The organism is uncultured Salegentibacter sp. (assembly GCF_963972535.1).
In the GTDB taxonomy this organism is placed as follows: domain Bacteria; phylum Bacteroidota; class Bacteroidia; order Flavobacteriales; family Flavobacteriaceae; genus Salegentibacter.
On sequence record NZ_CAXAVR010000016.1, the window covers coordinates 13,411 to 37,225 of the forward strand.

The following is a 23,815-nucleotide window of genomic DNA, read 5'->3' on the forward strand; positions in this document are numbered from 1 at the left end:
ATGACGTAAGGCTTTTCTGTTTTAATTTTAATATTGAAAATAATAAGAAATTCAGATTTAAAACTATAAAATTATGAGTCAGTTTACTTTAGAACATAAATTCGGTTTAGGCGGAGTCGCCATTGGTAACGGATTTAAACAAATAAGCGATGCTGAAGCTGAAAAAACACTGGAAGGAGCCTGGGAAGCCGGAGTGAGATATTATGACACCTCGCCCTGGTATGGATTAGGCTTAAGCGAAAGAAGGTTTGGGCACTTTCTACATAATAAAAAACGAGAAGATTACGTGCTTTCTACCAAAGTTGGCCGCGTTTTAAAAGCCACAAAAAATGTTCCTGAAACAATGTGGAATAATCCTGCACCCTTTGATTATAAATATGATTATTCTGCGGAAGCCGTTCGCCGCTCTGTAGAAGATAGCCTGCAGCGCTTAGGCGTAGAAAGCATAGATTATGCGTTTATTCACGACCTCTCTCCAGATCACAATGATGAGTACAAGGAAGGAACTACCTGGGAAGATCATTTTGAAGTTGCGAAGAAAGGCGCAATGCCAGAGCTTGAAAAAATGAAAGAAGAAGGCCTTATTAAAGCCTGGGGATTGGGAGTAAATACCATAGAACCTATTTTAAAAACTTTGGAAGTCGCAAAACCAGATGTTTTTCTTTCTGCTATTCAATATTCTTTGGTTCACCATAAAGAAGCATTAGAGCGTTTATTACCGGCTATAGAAAAAAGCGAAGCAAGTTTAATAAATGCCGCGCCATTTAATGCAGGCTTACTTGCGGGGCAAAAGCGTTATAATTATGCTGGTGAAATGCCCGATAATATTTCAGATCGATATAAAAAAATATTGAAAATTGCTGAGAAACATAAAGTAAACCTCGTGGCTGCATCGCTTCAGTTTTCTTTAGCCCCCAAAGCTGCGGGTACTGTATTGGCTGGAGCCAGTAAACCGGAACAGGTTCAGGAAAATATTAAAGCCCTGGAAGAAAAAATCCCGGCGGAATTCTGGTCAGATTTAAAACATGAGAACCTAATTGAACAAAAAGCAGAGATACCTGCTTAAAAAATAAAAGCCAGGAATTCACTAATTATTTATTATTCGTGAATTCCTGGCTTATCAATTTATAGCCTCAGAGAGGCATAATTGTTTTCACCATCAGAGAAGAAAAACAAACTATCGCTTCCTTTTTCTGTTTTTAATATAATCATGAATTGCCTCTTTAGTAGTAAGCCAGTTTCTACCTTCTTTATAGGCGTCAATTTTTCCCTGCCTTGCCAGTAAACTAATATATTCCTGGCCATAGGGTAATTGCTCTTCCTCTACCAAATTAGAAATTTCAGTATAATTTGCATCATTATCTGGCAGCGCCTGAATATAAATATTCAAAGTACGCTCCAAGGCCTGGCACATTAATAGTGCAAGTTTGTTATAATCTCCCTTATTTGCAGCATTTAATGCGGCATAATATTTTTTACGATCGTTACGTAGAATAATTGCTGGTGGGAAACCTGCATTCATTAAAATAAGGTTCATCGCCAAACGCACCGTTCTTCCGTTTCCATCGAAAAATGGATGTATCCAAACAAATTTATGATGAAAAACCATCGCGAGTTCAATTACATTTAACTGCTGTTTATTTTCATTCACAAAATTCACTAAATCATCAAATAACCCGGAAACCTTTTTGGCATTAGGCGGCACAAAATTTGCCCCAGCGATACGCACACCAGAATTTCTTAATCTCCCGGCAAAATCATCTTCTATGCTTCTTAAAACCAGCTCATGTAATTTGAGAATATCTTTACCATTTAGTTGATAACCTGGTTTAACCAGGGTGTACAAATAATCTAAAGCGGTTTCGTGGTTTTTGGCTTCAAAATGCTCTCGCAGTGACTTTCCTTTTACGGTAATTCCTTCTTGCAACACCATTTGAGTTTCCCTAAGGGTAAGGGTATTCCCTTCTATACTATTTGAATTATAAGTCCATTCTATAGAAAGAACTTCTTTCATTTTTTTCAAAGCGATATTGGGCAACGGCCTGGCTTTTTGCAGCATTGCTTTCTTTTCGAACAAGCGCTCAAAAGTGCTTTGCATCTCTTCTCTATATCTTACATCTACTTCCCACATAGCACAAAGATACAAATTATCGGTTGAAGTTATACACAACCTATCCGATATTAAAGTTAATTTTTAAATTTAAGTAATTTCACAGCCTTATTGTCTTTGTAATCCATTCGAAGAAAAATAATTCCGGCTGAAATTAAAGTTAGAATTCCTATTAACATAATCGCTGCTTCAATACTCACCAAATCTGCAATTACCCCAGTTAAGATTGCTCCTATCGCATATCCCAGGTCACGCCAAAGTCTAAAAACACCAATACTTTTTGCCCGATCCTGCGGATGGGTGTTATCGGCGATAGTTGCAAGAAAAGTCGGGTAAACCATTGCGGTTCCCCAGCCCAGTAAAGCAGAAAGTATCACAAAATGCGTCATTGTTTCAGCCCAAACTAATATTACCAGAACTATGGCCTGCAGAAGCATCCCAATAAACAGCATATCTTTCTTACTAAAGATATCGGCCATTCTTCCGGTAAACAATTGGCCTATTCCCCAAACTGCAGGATAAAGTGCGGTAACAATTCCTATTTGTTCAAGATTGAAACCTTTTCCGGAAAGTAAAATAGGAAATAATCCCCAGGCCATTCCATCATTTAAATTATTGATTAGCCCCGCCTGACTAACAGAACCAAGGTTTTTATCTTTCCAGGTGGTATCCCAGAAAATATTTTTTAATCGCAACATACCGCTGCTTCCCTCCTCTTTGGCAACGTGGTGGCGCGTATCTTTAATAAGGAAAATACTAAAGAGCAACCCCAGAATCATAAGTCCAATTCCCAGGTAGAAAGGATAAGGTCTAACGCCATATTCTGAAGCGATCCAACCCGTAAGAAAAGCTACAACAGCTACTGCAAAATACCCGGCAAACTCATTTAAACCCATTGCAAAACCACGCTGCTTTTCACCCACCAGGTCAATCTTCATCACTACGGTACTACTCCAGGCCAATCCCTGGTTTATTCCGAGTAAGACATTGGCGGCGATTATCCAATTCCAATTTTCAGCATAGATGAGGATAAAAGGAATGGGAATTGCAAAAATCCAACCTAAAACCAATAAATTTTTTCTTCCAAACCTATTTGCCAATGCCCCGGCGTAATAATTGGAAATCGCCTTTACCACTCCAAAAACTACAATGAAAGATAAAATGGCACTGGTTGCTGCAATACCAAATTCTTTTTCGGCAATTTCAGGCAAAATACTTCTTTCCAGCCCTACCATTCCACCAACAAAGGCATTTACCAATACCAATAAACTAAATTGTTTCCAGTTCTCTTTTAATCCTAATTTTATATTTTCCATTCGTGTTTTATAACTTTAAAAATTGAAGTTGGTAACAAAATTTAATTGATTAAAATTACTCTTATTAAAAATACTCTGGGCATCGGTGTGGTTTTGATTTCTCCTGTAAATCCATAAAATATCAAAATTCAAACCTTCCAAAAATCCGTGTGCGTGATAACTTAAATGACTATTTATCTGGAACGTTTCATCAACATTATATTTATTAAATTCAAACTTACCGGTTTCAGGACCTTGTAACTGTTGCATTTCTATTCCAATATGAAAATCGGGTTTGGGAACGTGGTATGCTGCTTTTAAGATAAAAACATCTGCATTTCCCAGGCCTTCCAGGCGTGATCTGGAAATGGAAGTAAAAAAGCGATCCCGCCCTAATTCCTTCGGAAATAAAAACCGGCCGGTATCAAAAGCGTGGGTATAGCCAAGCGCGAGATTGAAACCCGATTTCTCCCAACTGAGCTGAGAACTCAATACCTGTCCATTTTCTCCAGGTTGTACATATCGATTCACGTAAGCCAGATCTTCAGAAAAAGAAAAAGGATTTTGATAAACATATTGAACTCCGAAGTTAAAATCGGCCAGGTTATACCCTATTTCTGCCCAAATTGTATTCATTATTTTATCCTCGTAAAAATCATAGAAATTAAGCTGAAAATTATCTTTTCTAAAATTGTAGTTTAAAATCCCAATCCCTGATGAAGGATAAAATTCGTGATAATCAGCCATTTCTCCATTCGGTTGAAATCCGTTATAGAAAAGCCCCAAAGCTTCATCCATACTAAACCACTCGGTGGTTGACCGCGGTGAAACCCCATCAAGCCAACCCAAATTAACCTGGTGTTTTGAATTGAAATTTAAATGTGCCCAGCCGCCCCTATGCGCAAAAGGTTTCATTCGGCCATCGCTATGATTTAAAAGTGGTGTGAATTCGGTTTCAAACTTACCATAACTTAAATATGAATTCCCAAAACGATACCTTATAAACAGCTCCTCCAACCTATCAAGATCCCTAAAATTTCCTTTATTCAATACATCATAAAGTTCGTACTCCCATTTAGCATTTTTTCCCGTTACTGCATCCTCAACACCCAAATCACTGCCAAAGGTTTTATAAGTAAAAATTCCCTTCACTCCAATCTCAAAACCTTTAAAATTTCCGGTAGTAAATCCAATTGCACCGCCGCTTGCATTGGTATAATAATCCTTTAGCTCACCCCTGTTAATGGTATTCATATAGAAATTACGAATATGGCCGTGGAAGGTTGCGTTTTTAAATATATCTATAAGTTGAGGCTTTTCATCTTTTAAGGAATCGGAAGATTGAGCCTTAAGGTTAAGACTTAAAACCAGGAATAAAAACAAAGTAAGGAAATTAAGAACTTTCAACATTTAAGATTTTCAGATTTAAATTGCAAAAGTCTCTATTTTGTGGGAGCGCTGCAGTAACAAGGGTTACCTTGAACAAAATTGTTTTGTAACATTAGTCACGCTATTATTAAAATCTTCTAATTACTTTTGCGAAATATGAAGCAAAAACATCTAACACTATTACTTCTTGGCTTTCTTACAGGCTTTTCAACTATGGCTCAACATAACAGCGTAAAAGTAGCCGGAGCAATGAAAAATGTGATGAAAAAAGGAGAACTTCAGGGTACAATTTCCCTGGATTCTGTAGCTAAAAAAGGTGTTTACGGACTTGGGCCAGTAGAATTCCTAAGTGGTGAACTGCTTATTTTAGACGGAGAAGTTTTTAAATCAGTTGTTAGGAATGAAAATTCAATGGAAGTTGAAAAAACAAATGCAGTTAAAGCACCGTTTTTTGTTTATGCTGAAGTTGAAAAATGGAAATCGGTGTCACTGCCAAGCTCAGTAAACTCATTGGAGAATTTAGAAATTTTTTTAAATAAAAGAACGCCTGATGATGCGGAAGCTTTTCCATTTCGACTAAAAGGAAAAATCAATTCAGCTAAAATTCATATTGTAAATTTACCTCAAGGCCAAAAAGTGAGTTCTCCGAAAGAAGCTCACGAAGGACTTACAAATTATACTTTAGAAGATAAAGAGATTGAAATTCTCGGATTTTTCTCTCGCAAACACCAGGCAGTTTTTACGCATCACAATACCTATATGCATCTTCATTTAATTACCGAAGACGAAAAGCAGATGGGACATCTGGACCAGGTTGAGTTTGATGCAAATAATTTAAAACTCTATCTTCCCGAATAATGCAAATCAAAGCTTACATAGCGATTTTCCTTACCGTAATTTTCTTCGGAAAATTCCTGATGCTGGACGCAAAAGTGCTGAATAGTATTTTGGATGCTGAAGGAATTGCGCTGGTAAACCCGTTTTGTAAGAAAAAAACCCAAAAATCGGTAGATGATAAAACCTTCACACAAGATTCTTCGGTATTGGTAATTAGCAGCGATGCCGTTTGTAATCCGGCCTTTAACCTGGCAAAAATGGCCTGGTTCGAGACCGAAATAACAACAAATTTCCAAGATTACAATTACCTCAATCCTGCGGTAATTTCAACCTATTTCTCCAAAAACTATCCTCCTCCAAAGGAATTAGCAGCATAATCCATTTAATTTTATCGGTGTCCTTGCTGATAAACGAGCTATTAACTCGATAATTGAGATTTAAAAAAAAATTTATTTCTCAGACTGCCTTGTGAGCTTGCTCTTAGGTAGTTTATTAATTCTAAATTCAATGAACACAAACATTTTAGTGAGTCGTCGCTCTGTACAGGTTTTACGGGTGATGCTTAGCGGGATATTTCTCGTGGCCAGTTTTAATCATTTACTAAATATTGAAAAAACAGTAAATAGAATAGACCAGGCAAATTTTAAAGGAATCGCCTATTTCTTCGGTAACCCTGAGTTGCTGGTAATGCTCTCAGGAGTTGTAATGCTTATCACCGGGATTGGGTTACTTATAGGTTTTAAAACCCGTTGGGCAGCCACGATATTACTCGCCGTTTTAATCCCTATAACCTTAACGGTGCAGGTAGGGCAAATTACCACCTTAGGACCGCTATTTAAAAATATTGCGATTTCCGGCGGACTCCTGTTTTTTATTCTAAATAATTTTAAAGATCAACAAACAACAAAAATATAACCGGCTGTTTCAGCCATAAATACTATAAAAATGAAAAAGTCAATTTTAATTTTTACAGCGCTTTTAATGCTGTTCTCTCTAACTACAAATGCTCAAAATCACAATCCTGACAAGAATAATTATGTGGTTTTAACCAAGAAAATTCCGCAGTTACAACCCATTTTAATTACTGCGGAAGAGTTGCAAAAAGAAGATGGTCATCATTTTGGTGATTTCCAGGTTATTGTTTGCGGCCAGACCGTAAAAGGCTTAACCGATAAAGAACAAATGAAAAAGTATATTCAGCGAGCCGAAAAAGCCAATGTTGCCATTAAAGCCTGCGGATTTTCCCTCAAAAAATTTGGTGTAGATCCTAAAGCGATTCCATCAGAAATGGAAGTTGTTGAGAATGGAATTCTATATGATTTTCAACTTCAGAAAAAAGGATATTTCAGTATAGAGCTTTAAAAAAAGTATTCTAAAACATATAAAATATCAAGATGATGAAAAAAATAGGAATTCTAATCTTAGTATTTATGCTAGGCGTTTCAGGTTTTGCTCAAACAAAAACAGGAATTGAGAAAAATAATTATGTAGTCTCTACTTCCAAAATTCCACAGTTAGAGCCAATAATCCTTACTGCTGAAGCACTAAAACAAGAAGATGGTCATAAATTTGGTGATTTTCAGATAGTCCTTTATGGACAAAATGTTAAGGAGCTTACAAATAAAGAGAAGATGAGCAACTATATAAAAAAAACTAAAGCTGCGGGCGTAGAGATCAAGGTTTGTAAACTCTCAATAAACTATTTAAAAATTGATAAAAAAGATTTACATCCCTACATAAAAGTAGTAGACCACGCCTTTACGCATCTTTTACAATTACAAAAGAATAAGAACTATTACAGTATAGAGCTATAAAAAGATAATTTATGAAAATTAGTTTAAAGACAGCATTAATCCTGTTTTCAGGCATTGCTACCATTGGTTTATATACCTCGTGCAACAATGCAAATGGTAAAAACCCGGACAAAAATAAAGATGAAACCACTAAAATCACCATTTTACAAACGGCCGATATTCACGGCCAACTAGATTCTCACCCCGAATTATTTTGGGAAGATGAAGAAATAGTTTTTAAAGAACGTGGAGGCCTCGCCCACATTCAAACCCTCTTTGAAGAAGAAAGAGCCAAAAACCCTAATACCATAATTTTTGATGGCGGTGATCTTATCCAGGGAAGTGGCTATGCCGCACTTTCTGAAGGAAAAATTTTTCCTGAAATTATAAAGAATATGGATTACGATCTTCTAGTGCCGGGAAACTGGGAAGTAGTCTATGGCAAAAAAGTAATGATGGACGTTTTACAGGGTTTTGAAACTCCGGTGATTGTTCAGAATATGTTTCATGAGAAAGATAAAAAAGAACTTTTCCCACCTTACTGGACCAAAGAAATTGAAGGTGTAAAGCTTGGGTTTATCGGAATAAACGATCCCGATGTTCCTGTTCGGCAAAACCCAATTTTTAGCGAGGGAATTGGTTTTAGCGGCTTAGACGAAGGCGTTCAGGAACTTATTCAGAAAGTGAAAACCGAAGAAAAAGTTGATGCGTTGTTTTTAGTGACGCATTTTGGAATTTTTAAGCAAATTGAATTAGCCAACAACCCAATAGCTAAAGATGTAGATTATATTTTCGGGAACGATACCCACGAAAGGGTTCGTCAACCCATTGAAGGGAAATATGCGAAGGTTACAGAGCCCGGTGCTTTTGGTTCTTTTGTAGGGAAATTAAATCTTTACTTTAAAGATGGCGAAATTGTAGATGAAGAATATGAATTAATGGAAGTTGATCCTGAAAAATATGCTGCAAATCCAGAAATAGCCGGGTTAGTTAAGAAAGCTAAAGCTCCCTACAAAGAACACCTGGAGACCGTAATAGGTTATACTGAAACTCCGCTTTATCGCTATTTAACTGTAGAAAACCCGATGGATAATATGATTACCGATGCAGCTCGTTGGAAAACCGGTGCCGATATTTCAATTTCTAACGGATTTCGCTTCGGAAATCCTATAGTTCCCGAAAACGGGGAAGCTGCACCAATTACAAGAGCAAATTTGTGGAATTTATTACCGGTAAACGAAAAAGTAAAAACCGGAAAAGCCAGCGGAAAACAAATTAAAGAATGGTTGGAAAATGAAATGCACAATGCATTTGCCCAAAATTCAACCGAACGATTTGGTGGCTGGCTGGTAAGATTTTCAGGAATGGAAGTCGATTTTAATTCTCAGAATAAAAAAGGAGAACGCATACAATCGGTTATGGTTAAAGGCGAGGAAATGCAGGATGATGAATATTACACAATTTCAGCCTGTGTTCGGCCCGGAGACCCGATTGATAACCTTTGCCGAATGCCAAATGTAAAAGACGTTGAAGTAAAAGATTATACCATTCACGAGTTGGTAGAAGAATATTTACAAAAACATTCGCCGGTCTCTCCAAAATTAGATGGCCGCGCTTATTGCGAATATTTAGGCGAAAAATCTTTTTCTACAGTTCCGGGAACCGATTATAAATTTCAATAGTTTAAAAAACCTCAAAGATCCAGGTGTTTAGCGGGATCTTTGAGGTTTAATTTTTCAGTTTAATGGCTTTCTCGCTACAAAACGAATTACTGCTGCTTTTCCCTGGTGATATTTACCTTCTGAAAGTTCAGTAATTAGATCTTCAAATTCCTCAAATTCGTAGCCGCTAAAATAGGTTTGCAATTCTTCTTTAGAAAAAAGCATTTCAGCATTTTTAGGTCCGCCAGATTTTGGATTCTCTTTCTGAATATCTATTTGTTCTTTACTAAAAGCTTCAAAAATAATTACTCCACCGCGTTTCAGTAACTTTTTAAATTTCTTTAGATAGTTTTCCTTTTTTTCTTCCGAAAAATGAACAAAAATCAAAGCAATCACATCCGTTGCTCGTCTTTATAATCTAGGTCTGGAAGGTCACCTACTTTGTAATCAATTTCTACGCTTTGTTTATTAGCCAGGTTTAGAGCTTTTTCCTTACCTTTTTCACTAATATCAACCTCCCGATCCAGGCTTGCAGCATACACCGCATTTCTCCCTTCTCCTTCTGCCGGCAATAAAATTTTACCGGGTGGCATTTCATCAATTTTTTCTTTAAAATATTCGTTTGGTGTTTTGCCGTAAACATAATCTTCATCGGCATAACGTTCGTTCCAAAAATTTTTCATAATATTTTATTTTTTTCTAAAACAACAAAATGTAAAATTCTGAATCGCCCCGGTTGGAGTTTTATGATCTAAATTTTCGCATTTCAAAAGAGCAAATTTATCCTGTAATAACGCTTGAAGATCTTCTTTTGAATATTGCTTAATTGTTCTTCCACTGCATTTTACTGGTCCCTCTTTTGAAAATGTTGCCAAAATTACAAATCCACCGGAAGCTACCGAATTTTCCAGGGTTCTTATATAATTTTCAATCTGTTTTTCTTCAGTTAAAAAATGAAAAGCAGCGCGATCGTGCCAAAGATGATAAACCTGTGTAGCTTCAAATTCTGAAGCATCAGCAACGATCCAGTTTACCTTTTCGGCATCATTATTTAAACGTGTTTTTGCTTTTTCCAGGGCTTTTGCAGAAATATCCAAAACCGAAATATCCCGATAGCCTTCTTTTAATAAGTAGTCTACAAGATTAGAATCTCCTCCCCCTACATCTATAATTTTTGAACATTCAGGCAAATCCAGTTCAGCGATAAATTTTAAAGATGTTTCAGGTTTTTCCTGGTACCAGCTGGCATCTTTGTAAGACTTTTTATTATAAACCTCTTCCCAATGCGACTTTGTTTCCTTCATAATTCAATTCTTTTATTCAAAATTCCACCATTCTTCCTGTGAAAATTGTTCTCCTAAAACATAAGCTTCACCAATTCTTGGCGAAACTACTTCTTGCTTTTGTATTCTGGTTTCTGCCATTAGTCTCCTAATAGGTTCGTTCCAGGGATGTACCGAAAGCACAAATTTCCCCCAATGCACGGGGAACAAAATTTTAGCATTTAGATCTTTCGCAGCTTTCGCGGTTTCCTCAGGAAACATATGTATTTGGGGCCAATATTTACCATATTGTCCGCATTCCAGAAAAGCGAGGTCAAATTCCTTAAATTTTTCTCCAATTTCTTTAAACTGCGAACTGTAACCCGAATCACTACCAATATATATTTTAAAACCCTCCCATTCCAGGGCAAAAGACGCCCACAAACTCGTGTTTCTTTTTACGTTTCTGCCAGAAAAATGACGGGAAGGCAATGCAGTAACTTTTAAATTTTGATGTACTTCCTCACTTTCATTCCAGTTGAGCTCGGTAATTATATCAGGTTGTGTATTCCAATATTCTAAATGCTCTCCTACTCCAAGGGGAGTAACTATTTTTAAAACTTTTGTCTTTAATTGTTTTAAAAATTTATAATCCAAATGGTCATAATGATCGTGAGTAAGAATTAGCAAATCAATTTTTGGAAAATCTTCGGCTTGATACAGATCGGTCCCCGGGAAGGATTTTCCAAGGAATTTAAAAGGGGAAGCGAATCCGCTAAAAACGGGATCTACCAAAATATTATAGCCATTAAAACTTAATAAGTAAGAAGAATGTCCAAACCAGACCACTGTCGGTTTTTTGGTATTTATATTTAATAAATCAGCTTTTTTATGAGGAATTTCTGATGAAGGCCGAACCGTTTTTGGCCTACTCAGCATCTGTTTCATTATTTTAAACATAGAAACATCTTCTGGTTGCACCGCGGTAGGTTCTATATTTTGAAACGTACCGTTTTGTGTATTTTCGGCATTCTTTATTCGTTCCAACCTTTCACCAGTAGGTTCTTTTCCAAATCTTTTTAAGATCATTAGCTATTTTTTGAATGAGATTACCAAATTCCGCAATTAATTCAGGAAAAATTACTCGTATTCCTTCTCATTTTTTTCCAACACTTTAATCATATTAAAAGATTTCATTAAATGAAAAAGTCCTGGTAAAATAATAAATCCGCCTATTAGCAACATAATCGCCAAATTACTTATCGTAGATTCTGGTGCCAGGTTTTCTAACAGACTTATCTCTTTATCGGCAGTGATTATAATATAAGGAAAATGTGCATATAGCGCAGCAAAAAGTATTAAAACTACCTGGAAACCGGCTAAATATCTACTGGCAATGCGATATTCTTTTTTTATAAATTTCCAAAGCGGAAATAAAAGAATTCCCGATAAACCAACGCAAGCTAAAGAAACCAGATTATGAATAAAATCTTCAGCAAAATTTATCCCGCTGAAATAACCATAACTGATAAGAATAAAGCCAAGCGCCACCAATACAACCGTAAAAAAAGCCGAGTTTTTAGCGTAGTGTTTTCGTGCTTTTCCATCGGCTTCTCCAATTAATAAAGTTGAAGCTAAAAAAGCACAAAGGGCAGCATAAAATAAACCGACCAGCAAAGCGAAAATATTAAGCCAATGCTGCATAAAAAGATCGTAGAAACCGTAGGTTTCATAATCTTCAGTAATTATTATTTTGCCACCAATTAACGCTCCAAAAGACATTCCCAGGAAAATCGGTGTTACAAAACTTCCTATTCTAAAAAGCCAATTATACCAAAACTGAGATTTATCTAAAACCGCATCATAATGCCGAAAAACAAAAGCAACACCCCTAAGCGTAATTCCCAATAAAACAAGGCTTAAAGGAATGTGCAGGTAAATAATCATCACATTAAAATAAGCCGGAAACGCCACCCATAAAATCACCAGCATAATAATTAGCCAGATATGGTTTGCTTCCCAAATTGGGCCCATTACCCGGTAAATTGTATCGCGCGTATGCTCTTTATTTTTAGCCGAAGAAAACAACTCAACGATACCGGCACCAAAATCGGCGCCACCAAGGAGTACATACAAGAACAGTGAAAACAACAGAAAAAACAGAACTACATATAACATAACTAATCTTTGCTTTTATTTCCACCCGTAGGCTTAAAATTCTTTTCTGAAGTATTTTTAACCTTTTCCTCGGCAGTTTCCCGGTTAAGCGACCTTATTTGGCGGTTCATTAACCAGGTTACAGTTATGGCGAGTACTGTATAGAGAAAAAGGTAGTAGAAAAAACTATATTTCATCCCCGGCATTGGGGTTACGGCATCTTCGGTTCTCATAATCTGGTGAATAATCCAGGGTTGTCTTCCCACTTCGGTCACTATCCATCCGGCTTCAATAGCCACAAAGCCAAGTGGCGCAACCGCAATAAACAACAACCAGTAATATTTATTCTGAAGCCAGTTTTTCTTTCTTAAACTTATAAAATAGATCAATCCTGCAAACATTAGTAAAGTACCAATACCCACCATAGTTTGGAAGGCGTAATGTACAATTGCCACCGGTGGTAATTCATCATCGGGAAAATCGTTTAATCCTTTTACTTCGGCATTAAAATCGCCAAAAGCCAGGAAAGAAAGTGCTTTGGGAATTTCTATTTTATTAGAAACCGTACGGGTTTCTTCATCTACAATTCCACCAATGTAAAGCGGCGCACCCTTTTGCGTTTCATAATGTGCTTCCATAGCAGCGAGTTTTACCGGTTGACGTTCTGCGACATCTTTTGCTGAAAGATCGCCACTAATAGGTTGTAGAAACGCTGCGATTGCTCCAAAAACAATAGCAATTTTAAAAGCCCTGATATGTAATTCTACATTTCGTTTTCGGAAAATTTGAAACGCGTGAATCCCGGCAACTCCAAAACTCGTGGCTACAAAAGCCGCTAAAGTCATATGTAATGCCTGTGTAAACCAGGCCGGATTTAATAAAGCAGCCACCGGGTCTATATTGGTAAATTCTCCATTTATATAATCAAAACCCGAGGGCGCATTCATCCAGCCATTAGCCGAAACCACGAGAATACCTGAAGCTACTCCTGCAACGCCAATAATAACCCCGGTAAACCAGTGAAATTTTTCAGGCAGTTTATTCCAACCATATAGATAAAAACCGAGAGCGATGGCTTCTACAAAAAAGGCAGCACCTTCTAAAGAAAATGGCATTCCAATTATGGGCCCCGCGTGTTTCATAAATTCCGGCCATAACATTCCCAACTCGAAGGAAAGCGCAGTTCCTGAAACCGCTCCAGTAACAAAAAATATTGCTACACCTTTTAACCAGGCCATTGTTAATCTTTTATATATGGGATTTCTGGTTTTCAACCATTTGTGGTGTGAAACCACCATAAAAAAAGGCATCACCATCCCAATACAGGCAAAAATGATATGAAAGCCCAGGGTAAACGCCATTTGCAGACGTGCATAATCTAAATTCTCCATCAAATTGGTTTAATTGATTTGCTGTCTTTTAAAAAGACTTTTCAATATAATTTTCAATGAATAAATTTAGGGAAAAATCTACCGGTGTTCTGCCGGTAATGACGATAATTTGGATACTTTAAGCATAATTGCTCTTCTTCGAATTCAGATTTAAACCAGAATAAAATAAGCAATAAGAACACGATCCCTATTTTATAACCAGAGCCAAAATATAATGAAAGGAAAAAGAGGAAAATTAGAATTCCGAAGTAAATGGGATGCCTTATATATTTAAAGAGCCCGCTTGTTATTAAAGTTGCATTTTCTTTTGGCTTCGGAAAAGGGGAAAGATTGGTGTTTAGTTGAAGGATTGAAATTAAAACGATTAAAAAACCTATTCCGCTTAAAACTAAAAAAACCGGCTGAAAAAATTCCAACCGGTCAAATTTTAAAGTTTCAATTTCAAATAGCCAGGCAATGAAAAGCAATAATTGCATCCCGACATAAAAGTAGTTTTTAAGAGCCATCACATCATTTTCCTGATTGAAATTTACGAAATTTCAGCCCAAATGATGTAAATACCCATTATTAATACAAACCAGCCAAAACCTTTTTTCAGCTTTTTTCCGTCTATAAATTTATTGAGATAAATTCCTATAAACATTCCTACCATGGAAAGCCCGGTGAAAATTCCTAAAAACAGCCAGTTAATATTCATATTTTGGACATCTCCAATAAAACCTATAAGTGATTTAATGGCAATAATTAATAATGAAGTCGCTACGGCCTTTTTCATAGGGAGTTTTGCTAAAAGCACTAAAGCCGGGATAATTAGGAATCCGCCACCGGCCCCCACAATTCCTGTGAGAACACCTATAACAATTCCTTCAAGAACAATTAAAGGATAATTATAACTTATCTTTTCATTTTCAGTTTTTTTCTTGCCATTTTCCCTAATCATAGAAACTGATGCCAAAATCATAATAATGGCGAAAAACAGCATAATCCCAATATTCTTCGTTATTTCAAATTGGCCAATATTAAAAAGAGATTCCGGAATGGCGGGTACCATCCATTTTCTTGTTGCATATACCGCAATAAAAGCAGGAATAGAAAAAACAATGGCGGTTCTAAAATCTACCAGTTTTTTCTGCATATTTTTAAAAGCGCCCACTAAAGAAGATGCTCCTACAACAAAAAGAGAATATGCAGTTGCGGTAACGGGATTAATGGCTAGCAAATAAACCAGCACGGGAACCGTTAAAATAGATCCTCCGCCCCCAATAAGGCCCAAAACAATACCTATCACCAATGCCCCAAAGTAACCCAGTATTTCAAGTATTTCCATATTATATTTTTATTACGCTGCAAAAATACCTGCAATATGGCTGTTGTACAGTAACAAGGGTTACAAAGAATTAAAGCTCCAAAACTTCTATGCTGTTACGCTGCAGTTTTATTCTACCGTCAATTTCCAGTTTTTTTAATAACCTGGAAATCACTACCCGGGAAGTATGTAAATCGTAAGCAATTTGTTGATGTGTAGCTGCAATTACTTCATTTTGATTGATTTTTGCTTTATCCTGAAGGTATTTCATTAAACGCTGATCCATATTCATAAAAGCAATGGTATCTATAGTTTCCAGCATTTCGTTAAGTCGGGCGTGGTAACTTTCAAAAACAAAATCGCGCCAGGATTTATATTTAGAAGTCCATTCTTCCATTTTTTCAATAGGAATCATGATCAACTTTGTGTCGCGTTCGGCAACTGCTCTAATTTCACTTTTGGTTTGGCCAAGACAACAGGAAAGCGTCATTGCGCAGGTATCGCCACGTTCAAGAAAATACAGGAGAAGTTCATCTCCATCTTTATCTTCACGCATCACTTTAATAGCACCTTCCATTAATAGAGGCATCATTTTTACATAATCGCCAATTTCAATGATCTTTTCACCGGCAACAACATATTGTAAACTACCCACCTGGGCGATTTCTTCGATTAGATCGTCTTCAAAAATAAATCCGTAGGCTTCTTTTAATTCCTGTAGCATAAAATTCTGGCTGAGCTATTATTAATTCTGAATTTGAATTTTTCAGAATCTAAAATTAAGATTAAAATTGAGAAAATTCCACATTTTTAGCTGGAAAGTCTATCCAGGCAAAACATAGAAATAAATAGAAAGATAATGACAAAACGTACCAAAAAGCACGAAAATATGGAAGATGGCGTGGTTAAATTTCACCCTATCAAGACTAAATAACACAGCACCAATGGTGTAAGAGAGTCCGCCGCCAATGAGCCACCATAAACCTTCAGAACTTAAATTATCGTATAAAGGTTTAATTGCAAAAACAATGATCCACCCCATTACCACATACATTATTGTGGACAACGTTCTATACTTCCCAATGTAAAAAAGCTTAAGAATAATCCCGGTAAGGGCACAAGCCCAAACCACTCCAAAAATAGTCCAACCTACCCAACCTTCTAAAGTTACCAGGGCAAATGGGGTGTAACTTCCTGCAATAAGTACGTAAATTGAAGCGTGATCCAGAATATTTAACCTGTATCTCCAGTTTTTATTTGTGGCAGAATGATATAAAGTAGAAGCCGCATAAAGTAAAATCATACTCGCTCCAAAAATACTAAAGCTCACCAGGTGTACCATTTCTCCAAGTTCATTGGCTCTTAAAATCAATAAAACAAGACCCAGTATGCTTAAGGCAAAACCAAAAGCGTGAGAGATCACATTTAATTTTTCTTCTAAAGGCTCATATTGGTTAATTGGCATTTTTTGCAAGTTTTGGTGGGAGAATTTTAAATACAAAGAATTATAATTCCAACAAGGTTAAAAAAACCTTGCAGGAAAGTTGATGACATAAATTTAAAGATATTCAGGCTTAATTGGAATATTTTAAACGGGCAATTTTTATTAATTTCGAACTTTCACACCGGCATTAATTCCTTAAGCGATTCTTATGAAAATTCTGCATACCGCCGACTGGCATATTGGTAAAAAACTGCATAAACATAGTTTACAGCCAGATTTTGATCTTTTTATAGATTGGCTGTGCGATTGTATTGCGGAAAACAAAGTAGAGGTTTTACTGGTTTCGGGAGATGTTTTTGATCTTGCCAATCCTTCTTCTGAAGCAAGACAGCAATATTTTAAGGCTTTAATGAAGCTGAAACGATTAGACTGCAAGATTATTCTCACCGGTGGCAATCACGATTCTCCCACAATGCTAAATGCACCACAGGAAGTTTTGCGCGAACTGGATATTCATATTATTGGCGGCCTGCCTAATAAACTTTCAGAATGTATTATTCCTGTAGAAAATAAACAAAATCAAACCGAAGTTGTGATCGCTGCCCTACCCTATTTGCGAGATGCAGATCTTAGAACTGCGAGCCAGGGAAATTCTTATGAAGACCGTTTAGAAGCTTTACGAAAGGGAATTCAACAAACATTTTTAGATGCCGCTGAAATTTGTAAAACTCAATATCCTGGCGTTCCCACTATAGCTATGGGACACCTTTTTGCTGCTGGTGCCGAAACTTCAGAAAGTGAACGCGATATTCAAATTGGGAACCAGGCGGCCTTTAATGCGCTTCAGTTTGGTGATTATTTTAATTATATCGCGTTGGGACATATTCATAAACCGCAACGGGTAAACGCTGCTACCCCCACTTTTTATAGTGGTTCGCCCATTGCACTATCCTTTAGTGAACGTAGCAACAAAAACAGGATTCTCTTATTGAATACCGAAAACGGATGGGAACCGCAAAGTATAGAAATTCCTGTTTTTCGGGAATTACTCAAAATTACCGGCAACCTGGAAAAACTTCAGCAGAAATTACTAGAGCTACAACCACGCAACGGACTCGCTTCTTTAATTGAAATTGAACTAAAAGAAGCGAATTTTGATTCTAATAAAATATATGAACTGGATCAATTAGTTGATAATTTTAAAGTGGAAGGATATGAGATCGTGAAACATCGCGCAACTTTTGAAAATAAAATAAGCGGTAGTGGCGAACTTTATGAGCAAAAACAGCAATTGGAAGATCTTCAGCCCTTAGATGTTTTTCAAAAATTAGTAGATAAACAGGAAGAAGACGAAGAAACCCGAAAAGAATTAATGAGTGCTTTTAATGAAATTCTCGAAGAAGTACATCAATCAAAAAGAGCCTAAAAAATGAAAATATTAAGCATTGCTTTTAAAAATATAAACTCTTTAAAAGGCGAAAATTTTATTGATTTTGAAGCTTCTCCATTTTCAGGAAATACACTTTTTGCTATTACCGGCCCTACAGGAAGCGGGAAAAGCAGTATCCTGGATGTGATTTCGCTGGCACTTTTTAACCAGGTACCGCGGTTGGGAAAAATTAGTAAAAAAGAAATTAGGGAAAAAGGTGCCATCCTTACCAGAAATCAAAAGGAAGCTTACGCAAAAGTTACTTACGAAACCGGTGCCGGTCGCTTTACTTCTTCCTGGAGTATTGAGGTTAACCGAAATGGAAACCTGAACGATTATAATATGGAGATTGCAAATCTTCTGGATAACTCGCTCTTAGATCTTAAAAAATCTGAAGTTCCTGCGAAAAATGAAGATCTAATCGGATTAAATTACGACCAGTTTATTAAATCGGTTTTACTGGCGCAGGGTGATTTTGCCAAATTTCTTTCGGCTAAAAAAGAAGAACGTGGGGAATTGCTGGAAAAAATTACCGGTACCGGAATTTACCGCCAATTGGGAATAATGGCTTTTGAACGTTTTAAAGCAGAAACTTCGGAAATCGAAAAGCAGCAGGATGAAATAAAACTGATTAGCTCATATTTATTGTCTGAAGAGAATTTGACAATTTTCAAGAAAGATTTAAAAGAAAAAACCACTCAAACAGAAAGTCTGCAGAAGGATTTAAGGTTGATTGAAAGACAGCTGGAATTAAAGAAAACCATTACTGATCAAGAAAAGGAGATCAACGGTTTAGAGGCTGAAGAATTAAAACTGAATGCGCAGCTAAAAGAATTTGAAAATCAATATGGAGAAAGCCTTAAACAGCACGAAAAACTACAACCAATTGCTGATGAAATACAATCCTGGAAACGCTTTCAACAGGAATTAGAAGGAATAAAAGACGGATTGAATAAAACTTCAGAAAAAATTGAAGCGAATAAAAAGAATACAGACGATTTTATTCAACAGGTGAAAGCTTTTGTTCACGAAGAAATTTCCGAAGAAAACCTCAGGGAAAAACTAACAGAATTTACAGAGAAAATAAGAAATCTTCAGGAAGAAAAAGCTTCCCTGGGACGCGATTATAAAAGTAAGCTACAATTATTTAAAACTGAAATTAGGGAATTAAACCTGGATTTTCCGGAGAATAATTTAAAAGCCGGCAAAGAAATCCTGGAAAATCTTAAAACTGAAAAAACTGAACAAAAAAAACAACTGGAGAATGATTTAAAAGAAGTTGATTTAGAAAATATTGCTTCAGAAAAGAATCGTTTAAAAACCGAATTAGAAAAAAGTCGGGAGGCGAGAAGTTTTTCAGAAAAAAACCTGGAACAAAAGCAAAAACAATCCGATTTAAAAAAAGAAATTGATTCCCTTAAACCGGAATTGGAGAATCTGCCAAAAATTATTCAGGAAGAAAAAAACCTGCTTATTTCTTTAAAAAAGGATCACGAAATTCTTCAGCTTAAAAAAGAAAACCAGTTAAAAACAGCGCAATTAGAAGATCTTAGAAATTCGCTAAAAACAGGAGAAGCCTGCCCGCTGTGTGGATCAAGAGAACATCCTTATTCTGAACACCTTCCCGACTTTGAAGACGATCTTGGGGCTAAAATTTCAGCAAAATCTTTAAAAATAGATGCGCATAATTCGAAGCTCACCCAGGCGCAAGCTAAATTAACTCATTTAGATGAGTCGCTGCAAAAAACGAAAAAGCAATTAACCGAAATTGAAATCGGTATAACCGAAAACGAACAAATTTTCAGGAAGAAATACCCTGAATTTAAAGAGCCGGAAGCTATAGATTGGGAATCACAGATTTCTCAGATAAAAACTACCATTGAAAAATTAGAATTTTTCGAAACTATAAATCCGCAATTAAAGTCCATAGCTAGTGGATTACCAATTTTAGAAGAATTAGAGAAAATACTTCAACGCGGCAAATTACTTCAGCAGGAACTTCAGGAAAAATATTCAGGAAAAAATATTGGTGAGGATAGTCAGCGGTTAATGGATAATTGGAATTCATTACTTCAGGAAAGAAAATATCTTCTAGAAAATGAAAAAGAGCAAAAAGATCTATTTCAGGAAAAATCCAAGATTTATAAGGATTTACAGGAAAAACTAAAACAACAGGTTTTAGAAAAAGATTTTGAAAGCCTGGAAGAAGCATACCATTCACTTTTACCGGGAAATAAATTCTTTGATTTAAAAAAGCAAAAAGATGATTTTCTAAAACAGAAAAGCATTGTTGAAACAGGAATTTCTACGCTGAAAAAACAACTAAAACAATTCAAAGAGAATGAAAGTAAACGTTCTGAAGATGATCTAACTGCGGAGCTAAAAGAAAAAAAGGGAGCTTTTGATGCTACGCAATCTAATTGCGAAGAATTGAGAAGAAAACTAAATAATAATGCAGAGAATATTTCTCGTCTAAAAGAGCTTGAAAATCAAATTGCCGAAAAGGAAAAAGATTGCAAACGCTGGCGACTTTTAAATACCCTAATTGGAGACAGGCAGGGTAAAAAATTTAATGATTTTGCGCAAGATTTAACTTTATCTCAGCTAATTTATTTAGCCAATATTCGGTTAAAGGATTTAAGTGAACGCTATAAAATTGATAAAGCCATGGATGGTGAAGACGATGGTTTGGTTGCGATAGACGAAGATATGGGCGGACAAAGGCGATCTGTAAAAACACTTTCTGGTGGGGAAACTTTTTTATTGAGTTTATCTCTCGCACTGGCTTTATCTGATCTCGCTTCCAGAAACGTAGAAATTAATAGCCTATTTATAGATGAAGGTTTTGGGACTCTAGATCCTGAAACTTTAGATCAAACCCTGGATACACTAGAAAAACTCCAGGCAGAATCTGGTAAAACTATAGGGATTATTAGTCACGTAGCTTCGCTGAAAGAACGCATTGGAACTCAAATTCAGCTAATCAGAAATGGGCAGGGTTATAGTAGTTTGGTGGTAAAATAGGGTTGTGGGTTGCGGGTTGCGGGTTACGAGTTGAAAATAAAAATTATTTTTACTCTAAACTGCAGGTTTCAGAATCCAGTTCAAATTGAATGGTAAAATGTTCAAAACTATAGGTTTTTAAAGAATTCAGGACTTCAGATTTAAGGTTTAGATATTCTTCTACGCTCTTAATATTTTCCAGTTTTACGTGAGCCGTAAAAACGTGATGCTCTCCCTCCTGCGACCAAATATGTACGTGATGTGTGGAAGCGACCCCTGGAATTTTTTGAATTTGTTGTTTTACCTCATCAAGATTAATATCAGATGGGGTGCCTTGTAGAAAAATAAAAAGGGTCTCTTTTAACCTTTTAAAAACATTCCATAAGATATAGATGGTAATAACCAGAGACAAAGCCGGATCGAGGTAATGAATGTCTTTAAACTGCAGAATAATTGCCACCACCAGGATCGAAGCCCAGCCCAGCACATCTTCCATAAGATGCCAGGAAATCACTTTTTCGTTCAAGGTTTTACCACTGCTTAATTTCCAGGCGGCAAAACCGTTAACAATTACTCCCATAATTGCAAAAACCATCATTCCTTCTGCATCAGAATGTTCGGGAGCCATTAGCCTGCCCACCGCTTCATAAATCACATAAACCGAACCTGCAATAAGTATTAAACTATTGAGTAAGGCTCCTAAAAGCGAAAACCTGCGATATCCAAATGAGAATTTGGAGTCGCTTTTTTGTTGGGATTTATGATCCAAATACCAGGAGGTTCCCAGTGAAAGGCTATCGCCAAGATCGTGAACAGCATCTGAGATAATGGCTATACTATTTACATAAATTCCGCCAATAAATTCAATAATGGTAAACCCGAGATTGAGAAAAAATACAAGTCTTAGATTTTTTTCAGAAGAATTCTTGTGATGATGGTGCCCCATACTGCTGGAAAACTTAGGTCAATTGCTTTTCACTTCGAAATTAATCATTTTTAATGTATTTATAAACCTTCTTCGTCTTCAGTAAAAAATATTGTGTTCAGTTTAGATTTCACTATTAATTTTCTTCAAAATTTCGTATATTAGAATGAATATCAAAAACTTATAGCTGTGAAAAATTTAAAAACCTTAATGCCATTTCTAGTGGGTATGCTTATTTTCTACGCGCCCCTAAAAGCTTCGCCATTTTTACAGGATTCCGATCAGGATTATGTAGAATACAAAGGTGAAGTGATCAACTCCAATAATGAGGATGTGATCGTGAACGCCCATTTATCTGTAAATGAAACCAATATTTCTACGGTGACGAATTCTGAAGGTAAATTTTCTTTAAAAGTCCCAAAGGGAACGAGTCCTGCTACGGTAAATATTTCTTATTTGGGATACCAAAGCAAGAATTTACCTCTTAGTTATTTTAAACCCAGGGGAACAATTATTTACCTGGAACCCGTGGTAGAAGAACTTTCTGAAGTTAAAGTATATGAAGCCGGGGATGCAAGAAGGCTGGTACGTACCATGTTGGCTAACCGGGGAGATAATTATATTGACGATCCTACCCAAATGACCGCCTTTTATAGAGAAAGTATAAGCAAAGGGAATAGAAATGTCTCCTTGAGTGAAGCCGTGGTGAAAATTCATAAAAAACCGTATAGTGATTTTGGCGAAGAAGACATTGAACTTGTTAAAGCCCGAAAAACGGCTGATTATGAACGTTTAGACACCCTGGCCTTAAAATTACGTGGCGGTCCGTTTAATACCCTGTTTATAGATGTAATGAAGTATCCAGATTACCTCTTTTATGAGCGGGATTTAGATAATTATGAATTCAGTTTTGAAGAACCCACCCAAATTGATAACCGCTATTTGCATGTAGTGCGATTTGAAGATATGAATAAAGATATGCCCTGGTTCTTTGGAACGCTGTTTATAGATGCTGAAACGCAAAGCCTGGTAAGAGCCAAATTGAATATGAATGTAGATAACCGGCGCGCTGCTACCAATATGTTTGTAAATAAAAAACCCGGGGGCACTAAAGTGTACCCTATTGAGGTGATGTATGATATAGACTACCATCAACAAGATGGCAAATGGTACTTTGGATATTCCAATGCGCAGCTTCTTTTTGTGGTAAATTGGAAGAAAAAATTATTTAATTCCAGATACTTTGTAGATTCTGAAATGGCCGTTACCAACTGGCAACCACAAAGCGAAGATAGAATTAAGAAAGGGGATAACTTTTTAAACAAAAGAGTAGTGATGGCCGATGATATTTCTGGTTTTACCGATCTACAATTTTGGGGAAGCAATAATATTATAGAACCCGATAAATCTATACAAAACGCCATAGAAAAGATCCAGGAAAATATTCAGTAATACCGAAAAGAAAAGCTCACTATTGAATAGAATATTTTAAAAAGAATATTGAGGTTGTTTAGAAAGCATGCTAACTTTCTAAACAACCTTTTTTTATGAAAAATAAACTTAAAACTGATGCTCAGGTATTTAAAGAATATCCACGCTTAAGTTCTTAAAAAATGACATTTTCGCTTTGATAATAGTAAATAAGCACTTTAATTTGTGACATGAATTAAATAGATGACTTGCTTTTGCTCAAGATAGGTCATAAATGAAAAACCTTTAAAATAGGTAGTTCTAAAAATTGAAATTGAGCATACTACAAATCGGGATGTGGCGCAGTCTGGTAGCGTATACGCCTGGGGGGCGTGGGGTCGCA

The 23,815-nt window shown here is 36.3% G+C and carries 24 protein-coding genes; 10 read left to right on the forward strand and 14 right to left on the reverse strand.

What is annotated here, in order from left to right; genetic code table 11:
- Positions 1–73: 73 nt before the first annotated feature.
- Entirely contained in the window at positions 74–1,066 is a 993-nt protein-coding gene (locus tag AACZ30_RS03820; RefSeq protein ID WP_339647844.1) for an aldo/keto reductase, read from the forward strand.
- A gap of 111 nt (positions 1,067–1,177) precedes the next feature.
- Here the strand turns inward: AACZ30_RS03820 and AACZ30_RS03825 are convergent, their stop codons facing one another.
- From AACZ30_RS03825 to AACZ30_RS03835, 3 genes are read right to left on the reverse strand one after another with little or no spacing between them, the layout of a single operon-like run.
- Positions 1,178–2,131, reverse strand: coding sequence for a Fic family protein (locus AACZ30_RS03825; protein WP_339647862.1), 954 nt, complete (start codon positions 2,129–2,131; stop codon positions 1,178–1,180).
- A gap of 56 nt (positions 2,132–2,187) precedes the next feature.
- Positions 2,188–3,426, reverse strand: coding sequence for an MFS transporter (locus AACZ30_RS03830; protein WP_339647845.1), 1,239 nt, complete (start codon positions 3,424–3,426; stop codon positions 2,188–2,190).
- A gap of 15 nt (positions 3,427–3,441) precedes the next feature.
- Positions 3,442–4,815 (reverse strand): hypothetical protein, encoded by a 1,374-nt coding sequence (locus tag AACZ30_RS03835; protein ID WP_339647846.1) that lies wholly within the window; start codon positions 4,813–4,815, stop codon positions 3,442–3,444.
- A 192-nt stretch (positions 4,816–5,007) separates the two neighbouring features.
- Here AACZ30_RS03835 and AACZ30_RS03840 point away from each other — a divergent pair, with 192 nt between their 5' ends.
- The 6 genes from AACZ30_RS03840 to AACZ30_RS03865 all read left to right on the forward strand — a co-directional run bounded on the left by AACZ30_RS03840 (position 5,008) and on the right by AACZ30_RS03865 (position 9,106).
- A complete protein-coding gene (locus tag AACZ30_RS03840; protein ID WP_339647847.1) occupies positions 5,008–5,652 on the forward strand; it encodes an acetolactate decarboxylase in 645 nt (214 codons plus the stop codon).
- The gene (locus AACZ30_RS03845; protein ID WP_339647848.1) at positions 5,652–6,008 is read left to right on the forward strand and encodes a hypothetical protein; all 357 of its coding nucleotides are present in this window, start codon (positions 5,652–5,654) and stop codon (positions 6,006–6,008) included. The genes AACZ30_RS03840 and AACZ30_RS03845 overlap by 1 nt, the downstream gene beginning before the upstream one ends.
- A gap of 130 nt (positions 6,009–6,138) precedes the next feature.
- The gene (locus AACZ30_RS03850; RefSeq protein WP_339647849.1) at positions 6,139–6,546 is read left to right on the forward strand and encodes a DoxX family protein; all 408 of its coding nucleotides are present in this window, start codon (positions 6,139–6,141) and stop codon (positions 6,544–6,546) included.
- 30 nt (positions 6,547–6,576) lie between these two features.
- Positions 6,577–6,993 (forward strand): sulfur reduction protein DsrE, encoded by a 417-nt coding sequence (locus AACZ30_RS03855; protein ID WP_339647850.1) that lies wholly within the window; start codon positions 6,577–6,579, stop codon positions 6,991–6,993.
- A gap of 32 nt (positions 6,994–7,025) precedes the next feature.
- Complete coding sequence (locus AACZ30_RS03860) at positions 7,026–7,445, forward strand: DsrE family protein (protein ID WP_339647851.1); 420 nt, start codon at positions 7,026–7,028, stop codon at positions 7,443–7,445.
- An 11-nt stretch (positions 7,446–7,456) separates the two neighbouring features.
- Positions 7,457–9,106, forward strand: a complete 1,650-nt coding sequence (locus AACZ30_RS03865; protein ID WP_339647852.1) for a bifunctional metallophosphatase/5'-nucleotidase — start codon at positions 7,457–7,459, stop codon at positions 9,104–9,106.
- Between the two features lie 54 nt (positions 9,107–9,160).
- Here AACZ30_RS03865 and AACZ30_RS03870 read toward each other — a convergent pair whose 3' ends face one another.
- From AACZ30_RS03870 to AACZ30_RS03915, 10 genes are all read right to left on the reverse strand, one after another.
- On the reverse strand, positions 9,161–9,481 hold the full coding sequence (locus tag AACZ30_RS03870; protein ID WP_339647853.1) for a hypothetical protein: 321 nt from the start codon (positions 9,479–9,481) through the stop codon (positions 9,161–9,163).
- Positions 9,478–9,768, reverse strand: coding sequence for a class I SAM-dependent methyltransferase (locus AACZ30_RS03875; protein ID WP_339647854.1), 291 nt, complete (start codon positions 9,766–9,768; stop codon positions 9,478–9,480). Before AACZ30_RS03875 ends, AACZ30_RS03870 begins: the two co-directional genes overlap by 4 nt.
- 6 nt (positions 9,769–9,774) lie before the next feature.
- Positions 9,775–10,389: a class I SAM-dependent methyltransferase gene (locus AACZ30_RS03880; RefSeq protein WP_286761593.1), complete on the reverse strand. Its 615-nt coding sequence runs from the start codon at positions 10,387–10,389 to the stop codon at positions 9,775–9,777.
- A 12-nt stretch (positions 10,390–10,401) separates the two neighbouring features.
- Positions 10,402–11,436: an MBL fold metallo-hydrolase gene (locus tag AACZ30_RS03885; protein ID WP_286761592.1), complete on the reverse strand. Its 1,035-nt coding sequence runs from the start codon at positions 11,434–11,436 to the stop codon at positions 10,402–10,404.
- A 51-nt stretch (positions 11,437–11,487) separates the two neighbouring features.
- Positions 11,488–12,525 (reverse strand): cytochrome d ubiquinol oxidase subunit II, encoded by a 1,038-nt coding sequence (locus AACZ30_RS03890; protein ID WP_339647855.1) that lies wholly within the window; start codon positions 12,523–12,525, stop codon positions 11,488–11,490.
- Positions 12,526–12,527: 2 nt separating this feature from the next.
- Positions 12,528–13,895, reverse strand: coding sequence for a cytochrome ubiquinol oxidase subunit I (locus tag AACZ30_RS03895; protein ID WP_339647856.1), 1,368 nt, complete (start codon positions 13,893–13,895; stop codon positions 12,528–12,530).
- 53 nt (positions 13,896–13,948) lie between these two features.
- Positions 13,949–14,401 carry an isoprenylcysteine carboxylmethyltransferase family protein gene (locus tag AACZ30_RS03900; RefSeq protein WP_339647857.1) on the reverse strand — a complete coding sequence of 151 codons (453 nt, stop codon included), beginning with the start codon at positions 14,399–14,401 and terminating at the stop codon, positions 13,949–13,951.
- 23 nt (positions 14,402–14,424) lie between these two features.
- Entirely contained in the window at positions 14,425–15,222 is a 798-nt protein-coding gene (locus tag AACZ30_RS03905) for a sulfite exporter TauE/SafE family protein (RefSeq protein WP_339647858.1), read from the reverse strand.
- Positions 15,223–15,292: 70 nt separating this feature from the next.
- Entirely contained in the window at positions 15,293–15,925 is a 633-nt protein-coding gene (locus AACZ30_RS03910; protein ID WP_075326703.1) for a Crp/Fnr family transcriptional regulator, read from the reverse strand.
- A gap of 99 nt (positions 15,926–16,024) precedes the next feature.
- The gene (locus AACZ30_RS03915) at positions 16,025–16,666 is read right to left on the reverse strand and encodes a hemolysin III family protein (RefSeq protein ID WP_208225254.1); all 642 of its coding nucleotides are present in this window, start codon (positions 16,664–16,666) and stop codon (positions 16,025–16,027) included.
- A 187-nt stretch (positions 16,667–16,853) separates the two neighbouring features.
- On the opposite strand from AACZ30_RS03915, the gene AACZ30_RS03920 reads away from it, so the two are divergent.
- Both AACZ30_RS03920 and AACZ30_RS03925 read left to right on the forward strand, forming a co-directional pair.
- Positions 16,854–18,071 (forward strand): exonuclease SbcCD subunit D C-terminal domain-containing protein, encoded by a 1,218-nt coding sequence (locus AACZ30_RS03920; RefSeq protein WP_339647859.1) that lies wholly within the window; start codon positions 16,854–16,856, stop codon positions 18,069–18,071.
- Between the two features lie 3 nt (positions 18,072–18,074).
- The gene (locus AACZ30_RS03925; protein WP_339647860.1) at positions 18,075–21,098 is read left to right on the forward strand and encodes an AAA family ATPase; all 3,024 of its coding nucleotides are present in this window, start codon (positions 18,075–18,077) and stop codon (positions 21,096–21,098) included.
- A gap of 49 nt (positions 21,099–21,147) precedes the next feature.
- Here AACZ30_RS03925 and AACZ30_RS03930 read toward each other — a convergent pair whose 3' ends face one another.
- Positions 21,148–22,023 (reverse strand): cation diffusion facilitator family transporter, encoded by an 876-nt coding sequence (locus AACZ30_RS03930; RefSeq protein WP_339647861.1) that lies wholly within the window; start codon positions 22,021–22,023, stop codon positions 21,148–21,150.
- A gap of 168 nt (positions 22,024–22,191) precedes the next feature.
- On the opposite strand from AACZ30_RS03930, the gene AACZ30_RS03935 reads away from it, so the two are divergent.
- A complete protein-coding gene (locus AACZ30_RS03935; protein WP_143083613.1) occupies positions 22,192–23,454 on the forward strand; it encodes a carboxypeptidase-like regulatory domain-containing protein in 1,263 nt (420 codons plus the stop codon).
- Positions 23,455–23,815: the final 361 nt, after the last annotated feature.